General features: G+C 45.0%; 7 protein-coding genes. 4 read left to right on the top strand and 3 right to left on the bottom strand.

All coding sequences use genetic code 11. From position 1 onward, the window contains the following. The 3 genes from NI466_RS11510 to rimI all read left to right on the top strand — a co-directional run. Nucleotides 1–89, top strand: an 89-nt coding sequence (locus NI466_RS11510; RefSeq protein WP_445585614.1) for an EF-Tu C-terminal domain-related protein, incomplete at its 5' end; no start/stop codon positions are given. Nucleotides 90–312: 223 nt separating this feature from the next. Beyond that, nucleotides 313–1,194 (top strand): metal-dependent hydrolase, encoded by an 882-nt coding sequence (locus NI466_RS11505; RefSeq protein WP_253173639.1) that lies wholly within the window; start codon nt 313–315, stop codon nt 1,192–1,194. A gap of 105 nt (nt 1,195–1,299) precedes the next feature. After that, nucleotides 1,300–1,758 (top strand): ribosomal protein S18-alanine N-acetyltransferase, encoded by a 459-nt coding sequence (rimI, locus tag NI466_RS11500; protein WP_004730600.1) that lies wholly within the window; start codon nt 1,300–1,302, stop codon nt 1,756–1,758. 15 nt (nt 1,759–1,773) lie between these two features. On the opposite strand, the gene NI466_RS11495 is transcribed toward rimI, so the two are convergent. The 3 genes from NI466_RS11495 to trxB form a co-directional block, all read right to left on the bottom strand. Further along, complete coding sequence (locus NI466_RS11495; protein WP_253173637.1) at nt 1,774–2,589, bottom strand: arginyltransferase; 816 nt, start codon at nt 2,587–2,589, stop codon at nt 1,774–1,776. A gap of 21 nt (nt 2,590–2,610) precedes the next feature. Then, entirely contained in the window at nt 2,611–3,342 is a 732-nt protein-coding gene (aat, locus tag NI466_RS11490) for a leucyl/phenylalanyl-tRNA--protein transferase (RefSeq protein ID WP_253173636.1), read from the bottom strand. Nucleotides 3,343–3,434: 92 nt separating this feature from the next. Then, nucleotides 3,435–4,397 (bottom strand): thioredoxin-disulfide reductase, encoded by a 963-nt coding sequence (trxB, locus tag NI466_RS11485; protein ID WP_004646117.1) that lies wholly within the window; start codon nt 4,395–4,397, stop codon nt 3,435–3,437. 249 nt (nt 4,398–4,646) lie between these two features. Here trxB and NI466_RS11480 point away from each other — a divergent pair, with 249 nt between their 5' ends. Next, nucleotides 4,647–7,706 (top strand): DNA translocase FtsK, encoded by a 3,060-nt coding sequence (locus tag NI466_RS11480; RefSeq protein WP_253173634.1) that lies wholly within the window; start codon nt 4,647–4,649, stop codon nt 7,704–7,706. Nucleotides 7,707–7,717 lie beyond the last annotated feature (11 nt).

Raw genomic sequence — 7,717 nt, 5'->3', positions numbered from 1 at the left:
CGATCGCAATGGACCCAGGTCTACGTTTTGCGATCCGTGAAGGCGGTCGTACAGTTGGTGCTGGTGTAGTTGCTAAAGTAACTGCATAATCGCTGATTGTGTAAGAAAAGCGCCTCTTTGAGGCGCTTTTTTTTGATTCAAACTTTTATAAAACTAAAAATAGATTGTCGGACAATGACTTAAAAAGCTGTCCTTATCTGATATCGGCTTGACCTAAACTGCACTTATGTAAAAAAAATTACCACGTAATATACAGATAAGAATATGAATATTACATTTTCGGGTCTGGATTGGCCTGATGGGAGTGGTCACATGAATGCGAAAGTAAATATTACCAATCGTGCGGGTGCAAGTTTTCCAGTTCGTCGCATGAACTTTGATTTTGATGCTGTACCGGAATATTGGATGAATGGTTCAGCAGGTCTCACTCATTTTATGACGGCATTATCTGCGCTATTTCCAGCAGGTGAAAAGTTTTTTATAGATTCAGTCCGTGCGGTGCGTAAACATCCTGCAATTGCCAATAATGAAGCATTACAAAAAGAAATTTCCGCTTTTATTGGTCAGGAAGCCATGCATACTCACGAGCATATCGGCTTTAATGCTTCTGCACAAAAACATGGGCATGATGTCGAGACGCTTGATCGTTATACCGATAAAGTCATTCAAACGACACGTAAAGTCATGGCTAAACTGGGTAAGCCTGTGGGAATTACCCAAGAAATGGTAGATTTGACTGCAACCACGGCACTTGAGCATTTCACTGCAACCATTGCCTCACAGCTTTTGACCAATAGCTACATTCAGGAATTGATGACAGATAAAACCATGAAAACCATGTGGTTATGGCATGCCATCGAGGAAAATGAACATAAGGCAGTTGCATATGATGTCTTCGAAGGGGTTTTTGGCCAAGGCCTAAAAGCCTATGCACTGCGTACTTCATCCTTGGTCATCGCAATGGCAACCTTATTTGTGGTGCAAAGCTATTTCTTCGTCCGTTTGCTTAAACAGGATCAGCAGTTTAATCTTGAGTCCTTAAAAGCCATTTATACCTATGCCTATAGTCCTTCTAAAGGTGTCATTACGGGTATGGCGAAAGAAATGCTGATGTATTTTAAACCGGGATTCCATCCGAATAATCATCATACAGATCAACTGTTGGCGACTTGGAAAGCTAAATTGGGTTTGTGACAGAACTGAAGATTGGAGAGCGACTAAAATCGCTCTTTTTTTTGCTCGATTTTTTGGATGAACTTTCTATAATGCGGAGGTTGATTCTATATAAGATGAACGAAGATGATTCGTTTAATGCAAGCAGCGGATGTAGAAGCCGTTGCAAAGATTGAGAGATCGGTTCAATCCCATCCCTGGACTTTAAAACAGTTCAAAGATGCTGTAACGGCTTATCAAAGTACCGTGATTGAAGTGCAAGGGCAGGTGGCCGGATTTTGTATTTTACAACCGGTGCTGGATGAAGCCAATTTATTGCTCATGGCAATTGATCCGGCACAGCAAGGTCAGGGTTTGGGCTATCAGTTGCTGGAGGCTTCAGTGACGATGCTAAAAAATAATCCGGTGCAGATTTTCCTGGAAGTGCGCGAGAGTAATCAGGCTGCGATCAAGCTTTATGAAAAATCAGGCTTTCATCAGATTGATCTGCGTAAGAACTATTATCCAAATGCCAACGGAAGCCGTGAACATGCCATCATTATGGTGAAAGCATGTACAGATGATTTTGCTAGTCTATTTAAATAATACAAACTGACGACCTTATTTAATAATCTGGTGATTCCATCCGCTGGGTAAGGTCGTCATTAATGAGTTTCCCAATTGCTGAATCTCCGTGGCACTCAATGCATGATTTAAACGTCGCCATTGTCCATCGATCAAGAGTTCCAGTGGCAGATACTGAGATTTGTAATTCATCTTGTTGGAATGTGGCACCCAATAACCCAGATAGATAAATTGCAAGCCCAGCTTTTGTGCATGTTTAATCTGTTTCAAGATTGCAAAAGCACCGAGTGAACGACGATTTTCATCCGGATCAAAGAAGGTATAGACGGCAGAGATGCCATCATCCAGCAGGTCGCAAGTGGAAACGCTGATTAGACGCTCACCTTGCCATAATTCTAGAAAGAAGCTGTCGGTGCAGCTTTGCAATAAAAATTTTTCGAACTGATCCCGGGTGGGTGGGAACATATCGCCATCTGCGTGGCGTTCATTGATATAGCGTTCATACAGCGCATAATGTAGGTCCCCGGCGTGCTCTGGACTGGTAATTTTTATCACCAGATCCTGATTACGTTTCCAGGCTTTTTTTTGTGAACTGTTCATGCGGAATTCAGCAACAGGCACACGCGAAGACAGACATTGACGACACAAATGACATTCGGGGCGATACACGAAATCACCACTGCGACGGAAACCGGTACGTGACAGTTCCGATAAAGTGACTACATCAATTCGATGTGCGGGATCTAGAAAAACCATGCGCGCCGACTTGTTGGGCAGATAGCTGCAATCATGCGGCGGCGTAATATAATACTGTAAATCGTTCAGTAGGGCCTTTGGCTGATAAGAGTTCATAACAACTACCCTCTGTTATTTTCATTCACTTAAGCGCGCGTTTTGCGCTATTGTTTTACTTGAAAATACACCTTCCTGATACTTTTTCCAATCAATCGCAGGCTTTTTTATAATATCTTGTAAAGAATTAAGATAGGCTTGGCGAGAAAGTGTGCAGGCACCTAGGCTTAAAAGATGATCGTTGACCAGTTGGCAGTCGATCCAGGGTAGTTTATTTTCCTGTCCAATCAGCATTAAAGTATAGAAAGCCATTTTAGAAACATCGGTTTGCGTACTAAACATGGATTCACCAAAACAGCCTTGACCGATGGTCACACCATAAAGTCCACCGACGACGCGATCTTCATCCCAGACCTCAATGCTATAGCCATATCCTGCGTCGAACATGTCGCAATAGCCTGCGATAATATCTTCACTGATCCAGGTATCGTCTGCATAAGCACGGGGTAGGGAGCAGGAACGAATCACTCTTTCAAAAGCATGATTGACCGTAATTTTATAGTCCTGCTTTTTCATATTGCGTAGCAGGGATTTGCTTGGATGATAATCTTCGGGGCGAATAATGCAGCGTGGTTCCGGACTCCACCAGCAAATCGGATCACCTTCTGAAAACCATGGAAATAATCCATGTGTATAGGCTTCATAAAGTGTGGAAGGGGAGAGGTCTGCACCAATACAAATCAATCCTTCACCTTCAGGATCAACCTCGACCGGATTGGGAAAAATGAATTCTGAGGGAGGAAATAAAGACATGGCAGACCCAACATAAATCTATAGATAAATCATCATCTCATTCTAGCAATAAAAAAGCCGCCCATAATGGACGGCTTTTTTATTCTTGCTGCTTAGTCTAGTTTACCCATCGCATCAAGATATTTTTCTGCATCCAGCGCAGCCATACAGCCTGAACCCGCAGAAGTAATGGCTTGACGATAAATGCTGTCCGCAATATCACCTGCTGCAAATACACCCGGTACGGAAGTTTGTGTTGCATTACCTGCAGTACCGCTTTGCACCTGGATATAACCATCACGAAGCTCTAACTGGCCTTCGAACATGGTGCTATTTGGCTTGTGACCAATCGCCACAAACATACCCGTCACATCAACATTTTGAGTAGAATCATCTTGAGTTGATTTAAGACGAACTGAAGTCACGCCAGATTGTGCATCACCTAAAACTTCATCGACCTGATGGTTCCAGATAATGCTGATCTTGCCTTCTTTTTCTTTAGCAAATAAATGATCTTGCAGGATTTTTTCAGAGCGTAATGAATCACGACGGTGAACCAGAGTCACGTGAGAAGCAATATTGGATAAGTACAACGCTTCTTCAACAGCAGTATTACCTCCCCCTACAACCATTACTTTCTGGTTTTTATAGAAGAAACCATCACAGGTCGCGCAAGCGCTAACACCTTGACCCATATAGGCTGCTTCAGATTCCAGACCGAGGTATTGTGCAGTTGCACCGGTACAGATGATCAGAGCATCACAGGTGAATTCTTCCATATCGCCTTTTAACACGAAGGGGCGCTGGCTAAGATCCACTTCATTGATATGGTCATACACGATTTCAGTGCCAAAACGCTCTGCATGTGCCTGCATACGTTCCATCAATGCTGGACCAGTCAAACCTTCGGGATCACCCGGCCAGTTATCGACGTCAGTCGTCGTGGTCAGCTGACCGCCCAGTTGCAAGCCTGCAATCAGGGTAGGTTTCAAGTTTGCACGCGCTGCATATACTGCCGCGCTATAGCCTGCAGGGCCAGAACCTAAAATAATCAGTCGTGAGTGACGTGCGCTCATCAGCTGTATCCTTTTTTATTTAGAAATTTATTGAATTATACGTGAAACTGTATAACAGTGGTGTGAGATTAAAGTCGATATTATTGATCATTGAAATCGATTTGGGCTATATAGCATAAGTAACATTGTGCTTGCACAATAGTGCATCTTTTTTCACAGAACAGGTGCATAATATGTATTTTATTGCGTCGCTTTTTTCAAGCATTGAAGCAAAAGAATATTCATGAAGAATTGGTTACAGGACAGTATATGACAGCGGTGTCGAGTGCCTATGCACAGCGCTTAGTAATGACATTATTTTTAGTCTCATTTGGGATTTATCTGTTTCTTGCAACAGTGACCTATACGCCATTTGATCCGGGGTGGATGCATATCTCCAGTGATACGCAGACCGTTTCGAATGCCAGTGGGGTAGCGGGTGCCTGGATTGCAGACCTTTTGTTTGGCTTTCTCGGTTGGGCAAGTCTGCTGATCCCTGTCTATCTGTTTATGGAAGCGATTCAGGTCTGGTGGCCGCGTAGCTTCCTGAACCGGCCATTTCGCTATGCTGCACAATTCTTCCTGTTGCTGACCACCTCAGCGCTGTTGTTTTTATTCTGGCAAGTCCCTGCTGATACGCTGGATAATTCTTCCGGCGGTATTATTGGCTATGAATTAGGTCAGAGTCTTGAACAATTGCTGACAGTATACGGTGCAGCATTCTTCTTGTTTGTGCTTTGGGTGGTGTTATTTACCTTGGCTTTTGGGGTGAAGTGGAACAAGACCTGGAGCAGCCTCAAAGCAACGCCTGCTTATCTGCAAGATCTGTTCTACCGCAATGTGCCTGAAGGCATGTCTGATTTTGACCGTACTGCACCTGTTGCCAAAAAAGAGCCAGTCATTAGTGCAAAAAAAGTAGCGGTTGCAGTAACACCTGCGCCTGAACATCAACTGGTAGAAATAGATCCGGTGGTGCGTGATCAGGTGGCTGAACGTTTATTTGATGATTTTGCCGATAAAGAATCACAACAACCGCAGTTTTATGATGATCTTCCCGAAGCTGAGCAGCAGACTGCTGAACCAGTCGAGACATTTAAACAAGTACAGCAAGTGCCTCAACAGCCGGATCGTGTGGTAGCGACAGGCGAGGTGTGGCGTGCCTTGCATTCGAATGAAGATCAGCGCCATAAACAGGATATTGACGCCTTACTCAAAGCAGCCGAAGAAGAACAGCTTAATTCTTCAGTCTCACATATAGTTGCCCCACAATCTGTTGCAGCACAGACTCATGCTCATACCAGAACAGCACCTACTCCACATACAGGTCTGGACTGGGATGATGATGAAATCTTTGATGAACTTCTGGCTGCAGTTCCGCAAGGCAAAACTGCGACCGATGTGCATAGTCCATTCAATACAGCACCAGCCGAAAAGACCTCAAGAATTGTAGAAGACATGACCAATGTTGCACCGGCCATGGCATCCATGGCGACTGCACATGTCGTGAAAAACAGCGCATTACAGACCGATCTGGATGACCTGGGTGATTTGCTGATTGAAGAGGAAGAGCCAAGCCAACCGGTACGTAGTTCTAGCTATGCTCAATCTTCTGCTTTTGTTCAGGCACCAATTCAGCATCAGGGTATAGAGCAACCAGTATCTCCTCCTTCTGCAACTCATGCAGCAGTACGCGAGGCTTTATCGAAAGAAGAATTTGTAGAAGCCTGGCAAGAAACGGCTGGTAAACCACAAGATGAAGACGAGTTTGATTTTGATGCTCCTTTAACTGATGCTTCAGGCCGTCCGATGTCACGTGCCATGCAGGTGGTGGAGCGCCGTAAAGATTTATCACCACTTCCAGGGCTAGATTTACTGGATGAAGTCGATCCGAATAAAAAAGTGAATTTTACCGAAGAGCAGCTGGCACGTTTATCTGAATTGCTTGAAATCAAGCTGCAAGAATTTAATGTCAAAGCCAAAGTGGTAGAAGCACAGCCAGGCCCAGTCGTAACACGTTTTGAACTGGATCTGGCGCCAGGGGTGAAAGCTTCTAAAGTGACCAATATTTCCCGAGATCTGGCACGTTCGATGTCGATGGCATCGGTGCGTGTGGTTGAAGTCATTCCAGGCAAGCCGTATATCGGGATCGAAGTGCCGAACAGTACCCGTGAAATGGTCCGTTTGATCGAACTTTTGACCATTCCTGCTTTCACTGATCCGAATAGTATTCTCTCCATGGCAATGGGTAAGGATATTTCCGGTAATCCGGTAATTGCTGATCTGGGGAAAGCGCCGCATATGCTGGTGGCAGGGACCACAGGTTCGGGTAAATCGGTGGCGGTCAACTCGATGATTCTATCGATGTTGCTGAAATATACCCCAGATGAATTGCGTCTTATTCTGATCGATCCGAAGCAGCTAGAACTGGCGAACTATAATGATATTCCACATTTGTTGACGCCTGTAGTTACCGATATGAAAGATGCGGTCAGCGCATTGAACTGGTGTGTCAATGAAATGGAACGTCGTTATAAACTGATGTCTTTCCTGAAAATCCGTAAACTGAGCGACTATAACCGCAAGGTGGAAGAGGCAATTGCCAATGGTGAAGACCTGATCGATCCAACCTGGAAAGCCAGCGATTCTGTTGTGGGTGAACGTGCACCGCGGTTAACGCCATTGCCTTCCATTGTGATTGTCGCGGATGAGTTCGCGGATATGATCATGCAGGTCGGTAAAAAAGCCGAAGAAATGATTACCCGTCTGGCACAAAAATCACGTGCGGCCGGTATTCACCTGTTGCTTGCGACCCAGCGTCCATCAGTAGATGTGATCACCGGTCTGATCAAGGCCAATATCCCGACGCGTGTCGCATTACGGGTTAACTCGAAGATCGATTCGCGTACCATTCTGGATGCGGGTGGTGCAGAAGACTTGCTCGGTCATGGTGACATGCTATTCCTCGGCCCGGGTAAAATTGAACCTGAGCGTGTACATGGTGCCTTTATTGCCGATGACGAAGTCAACCGGATCTGTGATGCATGGCGTGAACGTGGTTCACCAAACTATGTCGACGAGATCCTGACACCATTCGATGAAGAACCATCTAGCCGTGGTTTTGAAGATGGTGGCGACGGTGGATCAGACCGTGATGCACTGTATGACCAGTGTGTGGCATTTGTTTTGGAAACCCGTAAGGCTTCTACTTCATCCTTACAGAGAAAATTCAGTCTGGGCTATAATCGTGCTGCGCGGATCATTGACCAGATGGAAGAAAACGGCATTGTCAGCGGTATGGGTGCCAATGGTAAACGCGAAATTCTGGTTTAGTTTCAGTGTAT

The organism is Acinetobacter lwoffii (assembly GCF_024129595.1).
Classification (GTDB): Bacteria; Pseudomonadota; Gammaproteobacteria; order Pseudomonadales; family Moraxellaceae; genus Acinetobacter; species Acinetobacter lwoffii_O.
The sequence above is the reverse complement of the archived record's forward strand: the minus strand, read 5'-3'. Positions and strand labels throughout refer to the sequence as shown.

Coding starts and splice junctions, on each gene's coding strand:
- rimI (WP_004730600.1), top strand. CDS start 1,300: ATGATTCGTTTAATGCAAGCAGCGGATGTAGAAGCCGTTGCAAAGATT.
- NI466_RS11495 (WP_253173637.1), bottom strand. CDS start 2,589: ATGAACTCTTATCAGCCAAAGGCCCTACTGAACGATTTACAGTATTAT.
- trxB (WP_004646117.1), bottom strand. CDS start 4,397: ATGAGCGCACGTCACTCACGACTGATTATTTTAGGTTCTGGCCCTGCA.
- NI466_RS11480 (WP_253173634.1), top strand. CDS start 4,647: ATGACAGCGGTGTCGAGTGCCTATGCACAGCGCTTAGTAATGACATTA.
- NI466_RS11505 (WP_253173639.1), top strand. CDS start 313: ATGAATGCGAAAGTAAATATTACCAATCGTGCGGGTGCAAGTTTTCCA.
- aat (WP_253173636.1), bottom strand. CDS start 3,342: ATGTCTTTATTTCCTCCCTCAGAATTCATTTTTCCCAATCCGGTCGAG.